Origin of the sequence: Halomonas heilongjiangensis, from assembly GCF_002879645.1 — a bacterium.
Lineage (GTDB): Bacteria > Pseudomonadota > Gammaproteobacteria > Pseudomonadales > Halomonadaceae > Halomonas > Halomonas heilongjiangensis.
In genome coordinates, this window is record NZ_PNRE01000023.1 from 19,842 (window position 1) to 38,891 (window position 19,050).

The 19,050-nt window shown below is 68.4% G+C and carries 19 protein-coding genes and 1 tRNA gene; 3 read left to right on the forward strand and 17 right to left on the reverse strand.

The window, feature by feature from the left end; all coding sequences use genetic code 11:
- Positions 1 to 7: 7 nt before the first annotated feature.
- The 15 genes from C1H66_RS04410 to rplU form a co-directional block, all read right to left on the reverse strand.
- Positions 8 to 466 (reverse strand): GspH/FimT family pseudopilin, encoded by a 459-nt coding sequence (locus C1H66_RS04410; protein WP_181423456.1) that lies wholly within the window; start codon positions 464 to 466, stop codon positions 8 to 10.
- A 4-nt stretch (positions 467 to 470) separates the two neighbouring features.
- The gene (locus tag C1H66_RS23380) at positions 471 to 881 is read right to left on the reverse strand and encodes a type IV pilin protein (RefSeq protein ID WP_276308824.1); all 411 of its coding nucleotides are present in this window, start codon (positions 879 to 881) and stop codon (positions 471 to 473) included.
- 164 nt (positions 882 to 1,045) lie between these two features.
- A complete protein-coding gene (gene ispH, locus C1H66_RS04420) occupies positions 1,046 to 2,014 on the reverse strand; it encodes a 4-hydroxy-3-methylbut-2-enyl diphosphate reductase (protein WP_102626705.1) in 969 nt (322 codons plus the stop codon).
- Between the two features lie 237 nt (positions 2,015 to 2,251).
- The gene (gene fkpB, locus C1H66_RS04425; RefSeq protein ID WP_102626706.1) at positions 2,252 to 2,713 is read right to left on the reverse strand and encodes an FKBP-type peptidyl-prolyl cis-trans isomerase; all 462 of its coding nucleotides are present in this window, start codon (positions 2,711 to 2,713) and stop codon (positions 2,252 to 2,254) included.
- 97 nt (positions 2,714 to 2,810) lie between these two features.
- A complete protein-coding gene (gene lspA, locus C1H66_RS04430; RefSeq protein ID WP_102626707.1) occupies positions 2,811 to 3,371 on the reverse strand; it encodes a signal peptidase II in 561 nt (186 codons plus the stop codon).
- A 9-nt stretch (positions 3,372 to 3,380) separates the two neighbouring features.
- Positions 3,381 to 6,215, reverse strand: coding sequence for an isoleucine--tRNA ligase (gene ileS / locus C1H66_RS04435; protein WP_102626708.1), 2,835 nt, complete (start codon positions 6,213 to 6,215; stop codon positions 3,381 to 3,383).
- Positions 6,216 to 6,225: 10 nt separating this feature from the next.
- The gene (gene ribF / locus C1H66_RS04440) at positions 6,226 to 7,272 is read right to left on the reverse strand and encodes a bifunctional riboflavin kinase/FAD synthetase (protein ID WP_102626709.1); all 1,047 of its coding nucleotides are present in this window, start codon (positions 7,270 to 7,272) and stop codon (positions 6,226 to 6,228) included.
- Between the two features lie 119 nt (positions 7,273 to 7,391).
- Positions 7,392 to 8,459, reverse strand: coding sequence for a TPM domain-containing protein (locus tag C1H66_RS04445; RefSeq protein WP_170064084.1), 1,068 nt, complete (start codon positions 8,457 to 8,459; stop codon positions 7,392 to 7,394).
- 2 nt (positions 8,460 to 8,461) lie between these two features.
- Positions 8,462 to 9,073, reverse strand: coding sequence for a LemA family protein (locus tag C1H66_RS04450; protein WP_102626711.1), 612 nt, complete (start codon positions 9,071 to 9,073; stop codon positions 8,462 to 8,464).
- Between the two features lie 75 nt (positions 9,074 to 9,148).
- Positions 9,149 to 10,672 carry a murein biosynthesis integral membrane protein MurJ gene (gene murJ, locus C1H66_RS04455; protein WP_102626774.1) on the reverse strand — a complete coding sequence of 508 codons (1,524 nt, stop codon included), beginning with the start codon at positions 10,670 to 10,672 and terminating at the stop codon, positions 9,149 to 9,151.
- A 226-nt stretch (positions 10,673 to 10,898) separates the two neighbouring features.
- Positions 10,899 to 11,165 (reverse strand): 30S ribosomal protein S20, encoded by a 267-nt coding sequence (gene rpsT, locus C1H66_RS04460; RefSeq protein WP_102626712.1) that lies wholly within the window; start codon positions 11,163 to 11,165, stop codon positions 10,899 to 10,901.
- 338 nt (positions 11,166 to 11,503) lie between these two features.
- Positions 11,504 to 12,643: a glutamate 5-kinase gene (gene proB, locus C1H66_RS04465; protein ID WP_102626713.1), complete on the reverse strand. Its 1,140-nt coding sequence runs from the start codon at positions 12,641 to 12,643 to the stop codon at positions 11,504 to 11,506.
- Positions 12,644 to 12,829: 186 nt separating this feature from the next.
- Positions 12,830 to 14,020, reverse strand: a complete 1,191-nt coding sequence (gene cgtA / locus C1H66_RS04470; RefSeq protein WP_102626714.1) for an Obg family GTPase CgtA — start codon at positions 14,018 to 14,020, stop codon at positions 12,830 to 12,832.
- Between the two features lie 101 nt (positions 14,021 to 14,121).
- Complete coding sequence (gene rpmA, locus C1H66_RS04475) at positions 14,122 to 14,379, reverse strand: 50S ribosomal protein L27 (protein WP_102626715.1); 258 nt, start codon at positions 14,377 to 14,379, stop codon at positions 14,122 to 14,124.
- 32 nt (positions 14,380 to 14,411) lie between these two features.
- Positions 14,412 to 14,723: a 50S ribosomal protein L21 gene (gene rplU, locus C1H66_RS04480; protein ID WP_102626716.1), complete on the reverse strand. Its 312-nt coding sequence runs from the start codon at positions 14,721 to 14,723 to the stop codon at positions 14,412 to 14,414.
- A 245-nt stretch (positions 14,724 to 14,968) separates the two neighbouring features.
- Here rplU and ispB point away from each other — a divergent pair, with 245 nt between their 5' ends.
- Both ispB and C1H66_RS04490 read left to right on the forward strand, forming a co-directional pair.
- Positions 14,969 to 15,970 carry an octaprenyl diphosphate synthase gene (gene ispB, locus C1H66_RS04485; protein ID WP_102626717.1) on the forward strand — a complete coding sequence of 334 codons (1,002 nt, stop codon included), beginning with the start codon at positions 14,969 to 14,971 and terminating at the stop codon, positions 15,968 to 15,970.
- A gap of 90 nt (positions 15,971 to 16,060) precedes the next feature.
- Positions 16,061 to 16,137: transfer RNA gene (locus tag C1H66_RS04490), tRNA-Pro, on the forward strand.
- 86 nt (positions 16,138 to 16,223) lie between these two features.
- On the opposite strand, the gene C1H66_RS04495 is transcribed toward C1H66_RS04490, so the two are convergent.
- Both C1H66_RS04495 and C1H66_RS04500 read right to left on the reverse strand, forming a co-directional pair.
- Positions 16,224 to 17,795 (reverse strand): phospholipase D family protein, encoded by a 1,572-nt coding sequence (locus C1H66_RS04495; protein ID WP_240618212.1) that lies wholly within the window; start codon positions 17,793 to 17,795, stop codon positions 16,224 to 16,226.
- Positions 17,782 to 18,024 (reverse strand): hypothetical protein, encoded by a 243-nt coding sequence (locus tag C1H66_RS04500; protein WP_102626719.1) that lies wholly within the window; start codon positions 18,022 to 18,024, stop codon positions 17,782 to 17,784. The genes C1H66_RS04495 and C1H66_RS04500 overlap by 14 nt, the downstream gene beginning before the upstream one ends.
- Positions 18,025 to 18,148: 124 nt before the next feature.
- Here C1H66_RS04500 and C1H66_RS04505 point away from each other — a divergent pair, with 124 nt between their 5' ends.
- Positions 18,149 to 18,949, forward strand: a complete 801-nt coding sequence (locus tag C1H66_RS04505) for a TlpA disulfide reductase family protein (RefSeq protein ID WP_102626720.1) — start codon at positions 18,149 to 18,151, stop codon at positions 18,947 to 18,949.
- Positions 18,950 to 19,050 lie beyond the last annotated feature (101 nt).

Consider the following 19,050-nt stretch of genomic DNA (forward strand, 5'->3'; position numbering starts at 1 on the left):
CCTCGCCCTAGTCGGGAATGGTATCCGTCTTGCTGACCCGCCCCGTCAGGCCAATCTCGATCCCGCTGACCCTATCGCCACCGCCCCAACTCACGGCGAGGGTGCACCCGGTCCAGCCGGTGCAGTTGTCCCGCCTGCCGAGAGGGTTGAACGCCACGGAGCCAGATGTCACAGCGGTGCGATCATCCCGAGCCACCCGTCTTCTCATGACATCGCTCGTACTATCGGCTGGATAAACGCGGTACTCCCATGGTGACTCGCTGGTAATCGCGAAAACGACGCTCTCGCGCCGCTTGGCGGCTTCGCTCCGGGCGAAATTCAGCCCGGCCAGAATCTCGTTATGATCAGCCGACAGCCGGTTGGTCGCCATCATGCCTTGGAACCCCGGAACGGCGATGGTGGCCAGGATGACGGCAACCGAGAGCGTGACCAGCAGCTCAATTAGAGTGAACCCTCTCGGTTTCATGGCATCACCAGCAAGCCGCTGGCCCCCTGACTCCTTGGTGGTTAAGGGTAAGGCTCGCCGAACACCCATCTTCCTCTGACGTGCTTGCCTCCAGGTCAAAGCCCCCACCACTATTGGTTATGGTTGCATCAATAGAATAAATGCCATCAGGCGATGTTGTTGCATATGCGCAGCCAGTATAAGAAGCCTGTACCGTGTAACAGCGTTCTAACTGCTGTGCGGCCTCCATCAGTCCAGCATGTGCATCGGTACGCTTGGCCCGCTCCACGTACCCTGTGTAGCTGGGATAGGCGATCGAGGCGAGAATCCCGATCACGGCTACCGCAATCATCAGTTCGATGAGCGTGAAGCCGGCGGCTCGCCGGGTGGTGCCTGAGGGGGCCTGGGGCCTGCGTCGGGTGCTCTGCTCGGTCACGCGGCGCGTCTCCATGGTGTCGTTACATTTGGTTTCAGTATGTATCAAGAAACTCATTCTCGATAGGGCACGGGACCAAAAAAGCCGGGCCTGAGCCCGGCTTTCCTGCCTTGCGGTCCTTGAGGCTCCAGCGACAGCCGGTTAGCAGCCACTCGCCCTGCAGTCTAGTCGCTGGCGATCACCCGCTCACGCAGCTCCCGCGGCATCGAGAAGGTGATGGTCTCGGCGCGGCCATCGAGCTCCTGCGGGGCCGCGGCGCCGAGTGCCTGCAGCCGCTCGATCACTCCCTGCACCAGCACCTCGGGGGCACTGGCCCCGGCGGTCACGCCCACGGCCGTCACCCCGTCCAGCCAGGCGGCATCGATCTGCTCGGCGCTGTCGATCAGGTAGGCCGGGGTGCCGACCCGCTCGGAGAGTTCGCGCAGCCGGTTGGAGTTGGAGCTGTTGGGGCTGCCCACCACCAGCACCAGGTCGCTGCCGGCGGCCAGTTCCCGCACCGCATCCTGACGGTTCTGGGTGGCGTAGCAGATATCGTCATTGCGTGGCCCCTGGATCTCGGGAAACCTGGCACGCAACGCCTCGATCACCCGGGCGGTGTCATCCATGGACAGGGTGGTCTGGGTGACGAAGGCGAGTCGACTCGCCTCCTTGACCTCGAGCCGTTCGACGTCGGCCTCGTCCTCCACCAGGTAGATGCGGCCGCCATGGGAAGTGTCGTAGCGCCCCATGGTGCCCTCCACCTCGGGATGGCCCTCGTGGCCGATCAGGATGCACTCCTGGCCACGCCGGGCGTAGCGCAGCACCTCCATGTGCACCTTGGTGACCAGCGGGCAGGTCGCGTCGAAGACACGCAGCCCGCGGCGGTCGGCCTCTTCCTGCACGGCACGCGAGACGCCGTGGGCGGAGAAGATCACGATGACGTCGTCGGGCACCTCATGGAGTTCCTCGACGAACACCGCGCCGCGCTGGCGCAGGGTATCGACCACGAAGCGGTTGTGGACCACCTCGTGGCGCACGTAGATCGGCGGGCCGAAGACATCGAGGGCGCGGTTGACGATCTCGATGGCACGGTCGACGCCGGCGCAGAAACCACGGGGATTGGCCAGCTTGATCTGCAAAGAATTAGCTTGCATGGTTGCCTTGCCTTGATGCTCAACGCACCGGTAACGAATTGCGGGCGCCGGGGTGGGCCCCTATGGGGTCAGACCCCAACCGAATCATCATGTCTGTCGCAGTGCCACTTACCCAGCCTGACCGACTCCGCCGGGGTCTGACCCCTTGAGTGGGTCGCCTCCACCAGGGCGCCTGTCGGCGCCAATCGCCCAGCGGAGCTGGGCTCCTACAGTGAGCCTGGTCGACTCGGCATCCGCTCAGTGGGTCGTGGCGGGCTTCACGTCGATCACTTCCACCTCGAAGGTCAGGGTACGCCCCGCCAGCGGATGATTGAAGTCCACTTCCACCTGGTCGTCGTCGATGCGGGTGATCACGCCGGGCAGTTCGCCGCCGGCGGCATCGGCGAAGGACATTACCATCCCCACTTCCGGTTCATCGCTCTCGAAGTCGTCGCGCTTGAGCAGCTGGATGTTCTGCGGATTGTGCTGGCCGAAGGCGTGCTCCGGGGTGATCTCGAAGCTGCCGGTGTCCCCGTCGGTCAGCCCCTTGAGCGGTGCCTCGAAGCCCGGCGGCAGGTTGCCGTCGCCGACCTGGAAGGTGGCGGGCGCCTTGTCGCGGGTGGAGTCCACCACGGTGCCGTCTTCCAGCCTGAGGGTGAAGTGCAGGGTCACTTCCATGCCCTCGTCGATACGATGCCCCTGTGACTGTTGGTCGCTCATTGCGTTCTCTCGAAACTCGCGGGTTGCCGCCTGATCCCTCTCATGGGACGCCGCAACCGTGAATGAATTCGCTCTGCGGGGCGTGTCGTGGCCGCCGCTAGCCCTGGCGCCGCCGTGCCCGGCGCCGCTCGCCGATGGTGGACTCCCAGATCAGCCCGATGGCCCCCAGGGTGATGCCGATGTCCGCCACGTTGAAGGCCGGGTAGTACCAGCCGGCGACGTGGAAGGAGAGGAAGTCGACCACATGGCCGTGTACCAGGCGATCATAGAGGTTGCCCAGGGCACCACCGATGATCAGCGCCAGCGACGCGGCGAGCAGCTTCTCGTCGGCCTTGAGCCGCGTCATCCAGATCGTCAGGCCGATGCTGGCCCCCACCGCGATCACGGCGAAGAACCAGCGCTGCCAGCCGGGGTGGCCGGCCAGGAAGCTGAAGGCCGCACCGGTGTTGTGCAGCAGCGTCAGGTTGAAGAACGGCAGCACTTCCACCGGCTGGGCATAGCTCAGCAGGCCGGCGGCCAGCGCCTTGGTGCCCAGGTCGAGCACGATCACCGCCGCGGCCAGCCATAGCCAGCGCAGCGGGCGGTGCAGGGGTTCCACCTGGGTATCCTTCCGGGGCTCTCGCTTGCCGCTCACGCTCAGTTCGCCTCTCTCGGCCATCTCATCGACTCATGCAAAGTGTCGGGTTTCGCCGGGACCTTCCGGCAGGTTGCTGATGCAGCGCCCGCACAGGTCGGGGTGCTCGCCGTGCGACCCCACATCCTCGCGATGGTGCCAGCAGCGCTCGCACTTCTTGTGTGCGCTCGCCGCCACGGCCACCTTCAGGCCGTCGAGGTCGGTGGCTTCGGCGGCCTGGCCGTCGGCGAGCGGTGCCAGGTGCACCTCGCTGGTCAGCATCACGAAGCGCAGCTCGTCGCCCAGCTTGGCCAGGGTCGCCCGCAGCTCGTCGTCGACGAACAGCGTCACCTCGGCGGCCAGGCTGCCCTTGATGGTCTTGGCGTTGCGGGCGTCCTCCAGGCACTTGTTCACCGCCTGCTTGACCTCGAGCACCTGCTCCCAGAAGTCGCGCCCCATCTCGGCACCGTCCGCCAGGGTCGAGAGCCCGCCATAGTAGGTCTCGAGCAGCACGCTGTCGCCGCGCTTGCCGGGGATGTTCTCGAAGATCTCCTCGGCGGTGAACGACAGGATCGGCGCCACCCAGCGCGACAGAGCTTCCACCACCTGGTAGAGCGCGGTCTGGGCACTGCGGCGCGCCACCGACTCGGCCTGGGTGGTGTACTGGCGATCCTTGATCACGTCCAGGTAGAAGCCACCCAGCTCGCGGGCACAGAAGCCGTGCACCTGCTGGTAGACGTCGAGGAAGCGATACTCCTCATAGGCGCGCTCGATGCGGGCCTGGAGCTGGGCGGCGCGGTCGACCACCCACTGGTCCAGCGCCAGCATGTCGTCGAAGGCCAGGGCGTCGCGCTCGGGATCGAAGCCGTTGAGGTTGGCGAGCAGGAAGCGCGCGGTGTTGCGGATGCGACGGTAGACGTCGGCGGTGCGCTTGAGGATCTCGTCGGAGACCGCCATCTCGCCGGCGTAGTCGGTGGAGGCGACCCACAGGCGCAGGATATCGGCGCCGAGCTTGTCCATCACCTCCTGGGGGGCCACCACGTTGCCCACCGACTTGGACATCTTGCGGCCATGGGCGTCCACGGTGAAGCCGTGGGTCAGCAGGCCGCGATACGGCGGGTGGCCGTCGATGGCGCAGCCGGTCAGCAGCGAGGAGTGGAACCAGCCGCGGTGCTGGTCGGAGCCCTCCAGGTAGAGGTCGGCCCGCGGCCCCTGGTCGTGGCCGTGGGGGTGGGAGCCGCGCAGCACGTGGCGGTGGGTGGTGCCGGAGTCGAACCAGACGTCCAGGGTGTCGGTGACCTTGTCGTAGTCGGCGGCCTCCTCGCCCAGCAGCTCGGCCGGGTCGAGACGGAACCAGGCGTCGATGCCCTCGACCTCGACGCGCTGGGCGGCCCGCTCCATCAGCTCGACGGTGCGCGGATGCAGCTCGCCGGTGGCCTTGTGCAGGAAGAAGGGGATCGGTACGCCCCAGTTGCGCTGGCGCGAGATGCACCAGTCCGGGCGGTTGGCGATCATGGCATGCAGGCGCGCCTGGCCCCAGGCCGGGGTGAAGCGGGTCGCCTCGATGCCCTCCAGCGCCTTTTCCCGCAGGGTCTTGCCGTCCTTGCCCTCGATGTCCATGCCCACGAACCACTGGGCGGTGGCCCGGTAGATCACCGGGGTCTTGTGGCGCCAGCAGTGCATGTAGCTGTGGGTGATGGTCTTGTGGGCCAGCAGCGCCCCGACCTCGGCGAGCTTCTCGACGATCCGCGGGTTGGCCTTCCAGATCAGCTGGCCGCCGAAGTACGGGAGGTCGTCGGCGTAGACGCCATCGCCCTGCACCGGGCTCTTGATCTCGCTGAAGTCCATGCCGTGGGCACGGCAGGTGACGAAGTCGTCGACGCCGTAGGCCGGGGCCGAGTGGACGATGCCGGTGCTGCCGACCTCGGACTCGACGTAGTCGGCCAGGTAGACCGGCGACAGGCGGTCATAGAAGGGATGGCGGAAGGTGACGCCGTCGAGCCGCTCGCCGGTGGCGGTGGCGATGATCTCGCCCTCGAGCCCGAAGCGCTCGAGGCACGACTCCACCAGCTCCTCGGCGAGCACCAGCAGCCGTTCGCCGGCATCGACCAGGGCGTAGGTGAACTCGGGGTGGACGTTCAGCGCCTGGTTGGCCGGCACGGTCCAGGGGGTGGTGGTCCAGATCACGATGGCGGCGGGCTTGGGCAGCGCCTCCAGGCCGAAGGCGGCGGCCAGCCCGGCCTCGTCGGCGGCCGGGAAGGCCACGTCGATGGCATCGGACTGCTTGTCGGCGTACTCCACCTCGGCCTCGGCCAGGGCCGAGCCGCAGTCGAAGCACCAGTTGACCGGCTTGAGGCCCTTGAAGACGAAGCCCGCCTCGACCATGTCGGCGAGCGCACGGATCTCGCCGGCCTCGTTGGCGAAGTCCATGGAGCGGTAGGGGTTGCCCCAGTCGCCGACCACCCCCAGGCGCACGAAGTCACTCAACTGCGCCTGGATCTGCTCGCCGGCGTACTCGCGGCACAGCGCGCGGGCGCGCTCGGGGGCGAGGTGCTTGCCGTGGGTGGTCTCCACCTTGTGCTCGATGGGCAGGCCGTGGCAGTCCCAGCCCGGCACGTAGGGGGCATCGAGCCCGGCCAGGTTCTTCGACTTGACGATGATGTCCTTGAGGATCTTGTTGACGGCGTGACCGATATGGATGCTGCCGTTGGCGTAGGGAGGGCCGTCGTGCAGCACGAACAGTTCCCGCCCCCGGCGCTCCTCGCGCAGGCGATGGTAGAGATCCAGCTTGTCCCACTGGGCCAGCCGCTCGGGCTCACGCTTGGGCAGCATGCCGCGCATGGGAAAGTCGGTTTCTGGCAGGTTCAGAGTGTGCTTGTAGTCGCTCATATCCTGGGGGTCAGCCGTCGTCGTGGTCGGCGGGCAGGCCCGCCGAGGAATCGGAAATCACGGCCTCGCGCGCCAAGGGCGCCGATGCCAGAGGAAGGGTGTCGTCCGCCGCCTGCTCGCCGGCGGCAGCGTGTTCGAGAAAGTACCGCCGCGCACGCTGCAGGTCGGTGCCGATCTGATGCTTGAGGGCGTCGAAATCCGCGAACTTCACCTCGCCGCGCAGCTTGGCGCAGGGGAAGACCGTCAGTCGCTGGCCGTAGAGGTCGCCATCGAAATCGAACAGGTGCACCTCCAGCACGGGGCGCTGACTCCCCAGGGTGGGACGCCAGCCGATGTTGCCCACGCCGCGCAGGCGACGGCCGTCGGGCAGCTCGCCGATCACCGCATAGACGCCCTGCAGCGCCAGCGGCCGGGGCGGCTGGGGCAGGTTGGCGGTGGGCACGCCGATGGTGCGGCCGAGCTGCTGGTCGGGCACCACCCGGCCGCCCAGGCGGTAGGGGCGCCCCAGCATGCGCGCCGCGCCGCTGAAGTTGCCGCTGGCCAGCAGGGTGCGCACCCGGCTGCTGGAGACGCGCTCGTCGTCGAGGGTGAAGGTGCGGGTGTGCTCGACGCTGAAGCCCCGCGCCTCGCCCACCTCGGTGAGCAGGTGGAAGTCGCCGCGGCGGTCGCAGCCGAAGCGGAAGTCGTCGCCCACCACCAGGTGGCGCACGCCCAGGCCGTCGATCAGCACCCGGTCGATGAATTCCTCGGCGGTCAGGCTGCGCAGGGCGTCGTTGAACGGCAGGCAGAGGATGCGCTCGACGCCGGCCTCGACCAGCAGGCGCACCTTCTCGCGCAGGCGGGTCAGCCGCGGCGGGGCCTGGTCACCGGCGAAGAACTCGCGGGGCTGGGGCTCGAAGACCACCACCGTCACCGGCAGGCCGAGCACGGCGGCCTGCTCGCGGCACTGGTCGAGGATCGCCTGGTGGCCGCGGTGCACCCCATCGAAGTTGCCGATGGTGGCCACGCAGCCGCGATGCTCCTCGCGCAGATTGTGCAGTCCTCGAATCACTCGCATGGGAATCGCCACGGGCCCCGTAGAGGTTGGAACATGTAAAGTGCAGGATTATACCGGACAGCCGGTCCCTTGACAGCCGCGGCCGGTTGGTCTTTGCCCTGCGCCGCTCCCGGGCCGACCTAAGGCACCACGGGATAGCCATTGGCATCCAGCGCCATGCCCTCGAAACCGAACCCGTAGGGGCCGAGGGCCCCGACCTCCAGGCGCCAGCGATTGTCGCGGCCGAAACGCACGGCCTGCATCATGCCGGCCAGGTCCAGGCGCCAGGCCTCGCCCTCGCGAACGAAGAAGTACGGCGGGCAGCGGCGCTCGGCCACGGGGGCGAGCAGCACCACGCGACGGGCGTCGGCGGCGGTCAGCTCCCGGGCGACCGGACAGCCCGCCAGGCTACGTGCCATGTTGTCCATCTGCGCCGGGGTCATCACCCAGTCGGCCAGCATGCGTCGCGTCTCGCGGCCGTAGATCGCCAGCTCGGGGTTGTCGTTGCGCTGCTGCATGGCGCGGCGATAGGCCGCCAGCACATCGTGCGGCGTGGCACCATCGGCGATCACCACCTGTGCCTCGTCGGCAGCCGTGGCCCCCTCCCCCAGGCGCGCCGGCATGCGTGCCCCGGCCCCCCCACTGCCCGCGAGGGCCGGGAGCACCTCGCCCTCGGCGGTCTCGGCCTGCGCCACGATCAGCTCCGTACTGGCCAGGATGCCGTCGGCCACCCGCCCCACGGCGAAGAACTCGGTCATCTGCCGCGCCTCGACATAAGCGACGAAGGCATCGACGAAGACCGCCTCCAGCCCATGCCCCACCTCGAGGCGCACCTCGTTGGCCGCCACGTCCAGCACCAGCAGCAGGCCCCGACCGGCGTCCCCGCCCGCCCCCAGCCCGTGGCGCCGGAAATGGTCGACGGCGAAGCGATCCAGGTCGCCGAGCTCACGCCCGATCACCACCCGGTAGTCGATGCCGTGATCGGCCCCCAGCAGCGCATGGTAGTCACTCAGGCGCTCCCGCTCGGCGTCCGCCAGCAGCCCGACCCGATCCTCCACCAGCTCGGGGCCCCGCGGCCACCAGGGCGAGCCGAGCAGCACCAGCGCCGCCAGCCCCAGGGGCCCCCACCAGGCCAAGCGCCACCCCCGCCCGGCCAGCAGCAGCGCCAGGAGCAACAGCCCGGCGCCGACCACCGGCACGACGGCCACGGCTAGAACTCCACCGCGAAGGGCTCGGTGGCGGCGGGGCTCGCCTCGAAGTAGTCCCGCGACCGCAGCCCCATCGGCTCGGCGACCCAGCGGCCCACGAAACCGCGCAGGCCGGCGTTGTACTCACGCACCGCCTCGTTGTAGCGCATGCGCGCCACATTGAGGCGATTCTCGCTGCCCTCGAGCTGGGCCTGGAAGCGCAGGAACTGGTCGCCGGAGCGCAGGTCGGGATGCTCGCCGGCTTGCCGCATCAGCCGGCCGAGGTCCTGGGACAGGGCCGCATCCAGCCCGGCGATCCGCGAGGTCTCGATCTCGTGGGCCTCCCCCAGCGCCTCGCTCAACGCCTCGGCACGCTCACGGACCAGGCGCACCAGGGTCTCGCTCTCGTGCGTCATGTATTGCCGCAAGCTGCGCACCAGATTGGGCACCAGGTCGGCGCGGCGCTGCAGGTTGCTCTCGACATCGGCCCAGGCCGCGTCGACGGCCTCTTCGCCCGCCACCAGCCGACTGTGAGTCAGCCAGGGCACGCTGATCAGCCCCACCCCCAGCAGCACGATGATCAGCAGCCGCACGATCCCACCATCGATCCCGCGCTTCCCGTTCCCTGCGTCCATGCCGGACCCTCCCGACCCTTGTGATATGCCATCCCATGATAGTAGCGCCGGCCGACACCGCCTGCAGAAGCGGCCCTACCCCTTCATCCGGAAATGCCGGACCCGCACACCGAACGCCGCCAGCCAGGCGAAATAGACCGCCGCGCCGGCCACCACCAGCGCCGCCAGCCACTGCACCCGGGTCCACACGCCCCAGCCCAGCCACTGCTGCCAGTCGGGCGCGAGCCACGCCAGGCCCACGCCCATCACCGTGCACCCGCCCAGCAGTTGCACGGCGTAGCGCCCCCAGCCGGGCTGGAACACCAGCACCCGCTCCTTGTGGAGCAGCCAGCCCAGCAGGCCGGCGTTGAGGAAGGCCGAGAGCGCCGTGGCCAGGGCCAGGCCGGCGTGGGCCAGCGGCCAGATCAGGATCAGGTTGAACACCATGTTGGCGACCATGGCGATGATGCCGATCTTCACCGGGGTCCGGGTGTTCTGGCGGGCGAAGAAGCCCGGCGCCAGCACCTTGATCAGCATGAAGGCCACTAACCCGAGGGAATAAGCCCTGAGACTCATCGCCGCCATGGCGATGTCGCGTTCGGTCATGGCGCCGTAGTGGAACAGCGAGATCAGCAGCGGCTCGGCGAGCACCGCCAGGGCCAGCGCCGCAGGCAGGCCCAGCAGCAGCACGGCGCGGATCGCCCAGTCGAGCATGGCGGCGAAGTGCTCGCCGGACTGCTCGGCATGCCGCTTGGAGAGCGCCGGCAGGATCACGGTACCGATGGCGATGCCGAACACCCCCAGCGGCAGCTCCACCAGGCGGTCGGAGTAGTAGAGCCAGGAGACGCTGCCCGGCGCCAGCAGCGAGGCCAGCACGGTGTCCAGCAGCAGGTTGATCTGGGAGACCGAGACGCCGAACAGCGCCGGCGCCATCAGCACCAGGATGCGCCTCACCCCGCTGTGGGCGAAATCGGGCCAGGGCCTGGGCATCAGCCCCAGCCGCACCAGGAAGGGGACCTGGAAGGCGAGCTGGGCGAGCCCCGCGATCAGCACCCCCCAGGCCAGCGCCATGGCCGGCTCGTCCATCAAGGGCGTGAGCAGCAGCGCCGCCCCGATCAGCGACAGGTTGAGCAGCACCGGGGTGAAGGCCGGCACCGCGAAGCGATTCCAGGTGTTGAGCACGCTGCCGGCGAAGGCGGTCAGCGAGACCAGCAGCAGGTAGGGGAAGGTCAGCTGCAGCATGTCGGCGGTGAGCGCCAGCTTGGCCGGGTCGCGGCCGAAGCCGGGGGCGAAGACCCACACCAGCCAGGGGGCCGCCAGCATGAAGACGGCGGTGATCAGCGCCAGCACCGCGGTGAGGCTGCCGGCCACCGCATCGAGCAGCTCGCGCACCTCGCGCTTGCTGCCACGGGTGGCGTATTCCGAGAGCACCGGCACGAAGGCCTGGTTGAAGGCCCCCTCGGCGAACAGGCGGCGCATGAAGTTGGGGATCTTGAAGGCGACGAAGAAGGCGTCGGCGCCGCTACCGGCACCGAACAGGGTGGCCACCACCACGTCGCGCATCAGCCCCATGACCCTCGAGAGCAGGGTCATGACGCTGACCACCAGCCCCGAGCGCATCAGGCCACCGCCCTTGGGCGCCACCACGCGGTCGTCGTCGGCCGGCACGGCAGGCGTGTCGCGGGCCGGGACGGGAGGCTGTCGGTCCTGTTCGCGGTCGTTCACGGCTCTCTTCCTTGGGAGACCTCGGGGTGACGGGCACAAAAAAACCGGCCACAGCCGGTTTTTCTGTTCAAGTGCCTATCCGGCCGTAAGAAACATCCGCCCCCGAGGGAGCAGGCGAGTCTCAGGCGGCCAGGGCCTTGATACGCTTGTTCAGGCGGCTCTTCAGGCGTGCGGCCTTCTTCTTGGAGAGCACGTCCTTGTCGGCGATGCGATCGATGACCGGCTGCGCCTTCTGGAAGGCGGTCATGGCCTCGGCGTGGTCACCACCGTTGATGGCCTTGATGACGCGCTTGATGTAGGTGCGCACCATGGAGCGCTGGCTCGCCTTCAGGACACGACGACCTTCCGCCTGGCGGGCACGCTTGCGGGCTTGCTTGCTGTTTGCCACTGAACTGTCTCCTTGGAGATTCTGTCGCCGCCGGATTCTGGGCGGCTTCGATAACGTATTGATCCGGCAGGAAGGTTTGAGCCTTTCCGCCGGCGTGGCCATCTGGCCGACCGCTTGACATCAGCGATCGTTCACGGGCCGTGTCTGAGAGGATGGCATATTCTACCACAGCCCGTGATGCGCTTGCTATAGCTGCGGCCCCCTGGCGAGGGGCGCCGGGGGCAGGCCGAAGAGGAGGTCCTACGCCAGGGATGGCGTCGGTAGCGCCCAGGGAGGGGTTCATAGCGCCTCCTCGCAGGCCTGCCGACGGATCAGCCCCGAGCTGGTAGGGCCATCTGCTACAGCACCACCAGGTTGTCGCGATGGATCAGCTCCGGCGCCTCCATGAAGCCGAGGGTCGCCGCGATCTGGTGGCTCGGCTTGCCGAGGATCTGAGCGGCGTCCTCGGCACCATAGTTGACCAGCCCCTTGGCGACCCGGTGCCCCTGCTCGTCGACACAGAGCACCATGTCGCCGCGAACGAAGTGGCCCGACACCGCCTTGACGCCGACCGCCAGCAGGCTGGAGCCGCTGCCACGCAGCACCTTCACCGCGCCGGCGTCCAGGGTCAGGGTGCCGCGCACCTGCAGCTGGCCGGCCAGCCAGCGCTTGCGCGCCGCCATCGGCGCCTCTTCCGGGCGCAGCAGGGTGCCCAGCCGCTCGCCCGCGGCCAACCGAGTGAGCACCTCCGGCTGACGGCCGCTGGCGATCGCGGTATAGGCTCCGGAGCGCGCCGCGAGCCGCGCCGCCTGGACCTTGGTGGTCATGCCACCGCGCCCCAGGGCGCCGCCGCCCCCGGCCACCGCGGCCAGGCTCGGATCGTCGGCGCGCCCCTCGTGGATCAGCCGGGCCCCGGGGTCGTGGCGCGGGTCGGCGTCGAACAGCCCCTCCTGGTCGGTGAGGATGACCAGGGCGTCGGCCTCCAGCAGGTTGGCCACCAGGGCGCCCAGGGTGTCGTTGTCGCCGAAGCGGATCTCGTCGGTGACCACGGTATCGTTCTCGTTGACCACCGGCACCACGCGCAGGCCGACCAGGGTGCGCAGCGCCGAGCGGGCGTTGAGGTAACGCTTGCGATTGGAGAGGTCGTCGTGGGTCAGCAGCACCTGGGCGGTCAGCAGGCCATGGCGGGCGAAGTGGTGCTCGTAGCACTGGGTCAGGCCGTTCTGCCCCACCGCGGCGGCGGCCTGGAGCTCATGCACCGCCGACGGGCGGGCCTGCCAGCCGAGGCGCACCATGCCGGCCGCCACCGCGCCGGAGGAGACCAGCACCACCTCGATGCCGCGCCGGTGCAGCTCGGCGATCTGATCGACCCAGCCGCCGATGGCCGCCTCGTCGAGCCCGCGGCCGTCGTTGGTCAGTAGCGCACTGCCGATCTTCACCACCACCCGGCGGGCGCCACTCAGCGCCTCGCGGCCCGCCACCTGCTCGTTGCTTTCCATTCACTCCTCAACCCTGACGTGATATCCGCTATATCCAGAGCAGGAGCGATGCCGAGGTCGCCCCCATGGGGTCAGACCCCAGCCAAACTGCCCGGACCGTCATCGTGCACTTCGCCAGCGAGCGGCGCCACCGCCGGGGTCTGACCCCATAGGATGCACCAGCGCCGGCGACTGGCCACCGACTCCTCAAGGCGCGTATTCGACCTCGACGTCAAAGTCATCGTCGTCGAAATCATCATCGTCGTCCTGATCGCTGCGCTTGCGCTTACGGCCCAGGCGCGCCTCGGTGCGGGCCACCGCCTCCTCCTCCATGCGGGCGCGCATCTCGCGGGCGCGCTCGGCGGCCTCCTCATCCTCGTTCTCCAGCCGACGCTGCTCGGTGAGCCAGCGATGGGCGGCCTGGACCAGCGCCTCGGTGCCGTCACTGGAGATGGCGGAGATGCGAAACACCGGGCCCTCCCAGCCGAGGCGACGCACGATCTCGTCGACCCGCGCCTCGCGCTCCTCTTCCGGCAGCAGGTCGAGCTTGTTGATCACCAGCCAGCGAGGCAGTTCGGCGAGCGCCGGCGAGAACTGGCCCAGCTCGTGGATGATCGCCTCGGCGGCCTCCACCGGGTCGGACTCGTCGAAGGGCGCCACGTCGACCACATGGAACAGCAGGCGGGTGCGGGTCAGGTGCTTGAGGAAGCGCAGCCCCAGGCCGGCACCGTCGGAGGCCCCCTCGATCAGCCCCGGCACGTCGGCCATCACGAAGTGCTCGTGGGTGCCGAGCTTCACCACGCCGAGGTTCGGCACCAGGGTGGTGAAGGGGTAGTTGGCGACCTTGGGCTTGGCCGCAGAGACGGCCCGGATCAGTGTCGACTTGCCGGCATTGGGCATGCCCAGCAGGCCCACGTCGGCCATCACCTTCATCTCGAAGCGCAGGTTGCGGCGCTCGCCCTCGGTGCCCGGGGTGGTGCGCCGCGGCGCGCGGTTGGTCGACGACTTGAAGTGGATGTTGCCGAGCCCGCGGCGCCCTCCCTGGGCCACCAGCACCACCTGGCCGATCTCGGTGACGTCGGCGATCACCTCGAGGGTGTCCTCGTCAATCACCGTAGTGCCCACCGGCACCTTGACGTGCAGGTCCTCGCCGGCCTTGCCGCTCATCTGCCGCCCCATGCCGGGCTGGCCGTTCTGGGCCTTGTAGAAGCGCTGGTACTTGAAGTCGATCAGGGTGTTGAGCGCATCGTCACCGATCAGGTAGACGCTGCCGCCATGGCCCCCGTCACCACCGTCGGGCCCGCCCTTGGGCACGTACTTCTCGCGGCGGAAGCTCAGGCAGCCGTTACCGCCATTGCCGGCTTCCACGATGATCGAGGCTTCGTCGACGAACTGCATCTGTCACTCTCCAGGCGGCAACCAGCCACCCCAACCGCCATGATATAAGTACAAGAAGGCCCCGCCTGAGCGGGGCCTTCCTGCTGCAAATCCGCGCGTTCTCAGGCAGAGACGACGCTGACGAACTTGCGGTTCTTCGGACCCTTGGTCTCGAACTTGATCACGCCGTCGTTCAGGGCGAACAGGGTGTGATCGCGGCCGAGGCCGACGCCGGTGCCGGCGTGGAACTTGGTGCCGCGCTGACGCACGATGATGTTGCCGGCGGTTACCGCCTGGCCACCATAGAGCTTGACGCCAAGGCGCTTGGATTCGGAATCGCGGCCGTTACGTGTGGAGCCGGCTGCCTTCTTATGTGCCATGGAATAAACCTCCGTTCAGGGGAGTGGACCGCTTACGCGGAGATCCCGGTGATCTTGACTTCAGTGAACCACTGACGGTGGCCCTGACGCTTCATGTGGTGCTTGCGGCGGCGGAACTTGATGATGGTCACCTTGTCACCACGGCCGTGGGAGACGACCTCGGCGGCCACCTTGGCACCGTCGACCAGCGGCGCGCCGACCTTGACGTCGTCGCCATCGGCCACCAGCAGCACTTCGTCGAACTCGACGGCTTCGCCGGTCGGCACTTCCAGCTTCTCGAGCTTGAGAGTCTGGCCTTCCTGAACGCGGTACTGCTTGCCACCGCTCTTGATAACTGCGTACATGCTTCTCTCTCCGGAACTCATCCTGGGTTGGCTCTTCATCGGCCTGCTTCGAGTGGCGCCCCTTCCGGCAGCCATCTGACAGGGAGCGTGATGAGTGGGCCGCGCATTATAACCATGCCCGCGACGCCATACAACCCGCCGCCCCCTTCTCCTCGCCCCCCGACCGCTTCGCCTTGACGCCCCCATGGGGGCCCCATAGCATGGCCGGCAACCCAAGGCCCCTCCTTACTGTCGATAACGCCCACATGCCTGCCAACGCCTCGCCGCCGACCAACGCTTCCGCCCCCTCGCCCATCCATGCCGTGGTCGCCGAGGACTTCGCCGCCGTCGACCGCACCATCGTCGCTCAGCTCGCCTCGCGGATCCCGCTGGTCGAGACCATCGGCCAGTACATCATCCAGAGCGGCGGCAAGCGCCTGCGCCCACTGCTGGTGCTGCTGGCCGCCCGTGCGCTGGGCTACCAGGGTGACAAGCACGTGACGCTCGCCACCCTGATCGAATTCATGCACACCTCGACCCTGCTGCACGACGACGTGGTCGACGAGTCGCATATGCGCCGCGGCAAGGCCACCGCCAACGACGCCTGGGGCAATGCTCCCTCGGTGCTGGTCGGCGACTTCCTCTACTCCCGCTCCTTCCAGATGATGGTCGGGCTGGGGTCGATGCCGATCATGGACGTGCTGTCGGCGGCCACCTGCACCATCGCCGAAGGCGAGGTGCAGCAGCTCACCAACGTGGGCAACCCGGATACCGACGAGGCCGCCTACTTCGAGACCATCCAGGGCAAGACCGCCATGCTGTTCGAGGCGGCCTCCCACAGCGGCGCCATCCTCGCCGGGGCCACCCCCGAGCAGGAGGCCGCCCTGCAGTACTACGGCCGTTACCTGGGGCTGGCCTTCCAGTTGATCGACGACCTGCTCGACTACCAGGGCGATGCCGAGGCCATGGGCAAGAACGTCGGCGACGACCTGGCCGAGGGCAAGCCGACCCTGCCGCTGATCCAGGCCATGGCCGCCGGCACCCCCGACCAGGCCCGCCTGATTCGCCAGGCGATCCGCGAGGGAGGGCTCGATCACCTCGACGAGGTACTGGCCATCGTTCGCGAGACCGGCGCCCTGGACTACACTCGCGCCCGGGCCGAGGAGATGGCTGCCAAGGCCCTGGAGCAACTCGAGCGGCTGCCGGCCAGCGACTACCGCGACAGCATGGCCGAGCTCGCCCGCGTGGCGGTGGATCGCCAGGCCTGACAACGGGATACCCGCCCGGGGGCTTGCACGGCGACGGCGTTTGCGTATAATGCGCTTCCGTCGGCGAGGCAACGCCCCGCGACGCAAGATCGGAGTATAGCTCAGCTTGGTAGAGCGCTGCCTTCGGGAGGCAGAGGTCGTAGGTTCGAATCCTGCTACTCCGACCAAAGAACATAGCAAAAACCGCCACTTACGGATCATGCCGGGTGGCGGTTTTGCGTTGCCCGGTCCGCAGCACGTCGAGCAACCACGCTTACAGCCAGGGCTCGAGCCGCAACATCCGGCTCAGCCAGGCGCGGAAGTGGCGCCAATGGCTGCCCGGCTCGCGCTCGAGTCGCACCAGTTCCTCATCGACTTCCGCCAGCCAGAAGAGCCCTCCGGCGTCGTCCAGCATGACCTCATAGCTGAGTGCCGGGCTCATGCCGATATCGGCCAGCGCCAGGAACTCGTCATTGAGGCTGGTACTCTCGACCAGCACCCCCACCTCGGTATTCCACCACAGCGAGCGCGGGTCGACATTGAAGGAGCCGACGAACAGCCGCTCATCGTCGAAGCTCAGCGCCTTGATGTGCAGGGCCGACGAGAAGGAGCCGGAAATGCCGATGGCGGCCTCATCTCCACGGTGGTGCTGGGCACGCAACTCGAACAGTCGCACGCCACTCTCGAGTAGCGCGCGGCGACGCGGCATGTAGGCGCCGTGGACCTCCGGCAGGTCGCCGGCTTCCAGCGAATTGGTGATCACCTCCACGCGCACCCCGGACTCGACCAGTCCGGCCAGCAGGCGGGTACCGATCTCGGTGGGCACGAAATAGGCGGAGATGATCACGAAGCGCGACTCGAGCTCGGACAGCCGATCTTCCAGCGCCCCGGCCAGTGTCGCCTCGAGGGGCGGCCGGCCAGGCACCCGGAGCTTGCCGGGCGGATCCCACACAGCCTCGCCCTGCCCCCAGTGGAGCGCCTCCGCCAGGGCATCGCGTGCCGACACCCCCCGACGGTCACGCAGCGCGGTGACATAGGGGGATTCACGCTGCTCGTCCAGCCAGCCACCGAGTTCATCACGCAGCACCTGCCAGGCACCCGCCGGGATCGCATGATAGCGCCCGATCGGCTGGGCCAGGCCGTGATTCCAGTAGAGGTCGAAGCTCAGCGAGAGCGGGTCGACCACCGGGCCCACCGCCAGCAGGTCGAGGTCGGTAAAGTTACGCGATTCATCGGCATTGTAGTACTCGTCGCCCAAGTTGCGCCCACCGGTGATCGCCACCGCATTGTCGGCGATCCATAGCTTGTTGTGCATGCGCCGATGGGTGCGCCTGACCGCGGGTGCCGCGGCCAGCACCCAGGTCACCAGGTGGTCGCGACCGATGGCGACCGGGTTGAAGACCCGCACCTGGACATTGGGGTGGCTGTCCAGGGCGGTGAGGCGCCTGGCCTGCCCGATGGCACCGACATCATCGAGCAGCAGACGCACCGCGACGCCCCGTTCGGCGGCATCGAGCAGGCGACGCAGCAGGACCCGGGTGGTCTGCCCATCGTCCATCAGGTAGGTCTGGACATCCACGCGTCGCTCGGCTTCCTCGACCAGGCGGGCCCGTACCGCAAAGGCCTCCTCGCCGTTCGCCAGCAGCGCGAAGCCGCTGTCACTGCCGTTCGACCGCGACGCCTCGCCGGCCCAGCGCCCCAGGGCCGTGGCCTCGATCTCGCCGGGCCGCAGCGCCACGCCGTGCTCGCGAACCACCGGCGGCGCCGCACAGCCGGCCAGCAGCGAGAGCACGACCAACCAGCAGGGCAGCCGGCCACGTCGCCGGCGGCACTCAGGCGGCATCATCGTCGTCGTCCGCCAGTCGTCGCGCCAGGGCCTTGCGCGACCGGTTGCGCCGATACAGCCGCACCAGAGCGATCCACAGCGCGGCCGTCACCATTGCCGCCAGGGTCACCCCCTGCCAGGGTCGGGCGGCATCGCCCATCAGGGTCTCGAGGGTGATGATGAGAATGAACCCCAGCGCCTGGCTGGCAATGGCCAGGGCGCGCAGGGTGTCGAAGGCAGGCTTGGCCATGGATGCTCCCGCACGAGTATGAGTGACAGCCTCGCACGCTGGCAGTAGGCTAGCCGTCGAACTCGTCATTGTAACGCGGCTGTTCGCCGACGCCGACCCTCTCTCCTGGAGCCTCGCCCCCGCCATGGATGCCATCGCCCTGGGCCCCGTGCTGATCTCGGTACCCCGTCTCTATGCCTTCGCCGCCGCCCTGCTCCTGCTGCTGGCCAGCGCCTGGCTGCTCGGCCTGCCGCGCCGCGAGCACGCCCGCTGGTTCAATGGTCTGGTGCTGGCCTGGCTGGTCGGCGCCCGCCTCGGCCATGTGGCCCTGCACCTGGACGCCTATGTCACCGCGCCGCTGGACATCGTCAAGCTCTGGCAGCCGGGCTTTCATGGCCTGTGGGGCATGGTGGCGGCACTGATCTGGACCGGCTGGGCCCTGCGCGCCCACCTGATGCGCCTGATAGGCGCCATGGCCCTGGTGGTGGGCAGCTCGAGCCTGTGGCTGGTACTGGTGACCCTGGCCCCGCTGGGCGACGACATGCCGCTGCGCGAACTGCCCGACATCGCCCTGGAGGACCTCGAGGGCGAGCCGGTCGAGCTGCGCTCGCTGCGCGGCGAGCTGGTGGTGGTCAACCTCTGGGCCACCTGGTGCCCCCCCTGCCTGCGCGAGATGCCGTTGCTCGCCGAGGCCGATGCCCGCGACGGCGTGACGGTCGTGGTGGCCAACCAGGGCGAGGACCTGCTGCAGGTGGTTCGCTATCTCGACGAACAGGACCTGGCGTTCCGCTACCCGCTGCTCGACCCGCACCAGGAGCTGATGGTACTGACGGAGTCTCCCGGGCTGCCCACCACCATGCTGTTCGACGCCGAGGGGCGCGCCGTAGAGCGCCACGTGGGGGAGCTCAGTCGTGCCCAGCTCGACGGCTGGCTGCGGAAGCACTGACCCCACCCGTCACACTTAAGCCGCGCCGGCCTTTGCTGTAAGATACCGCGCCCTGTTGCCACCATCCCGGCGATGGCGGCGAACGAGCGCACCGTTTTCAG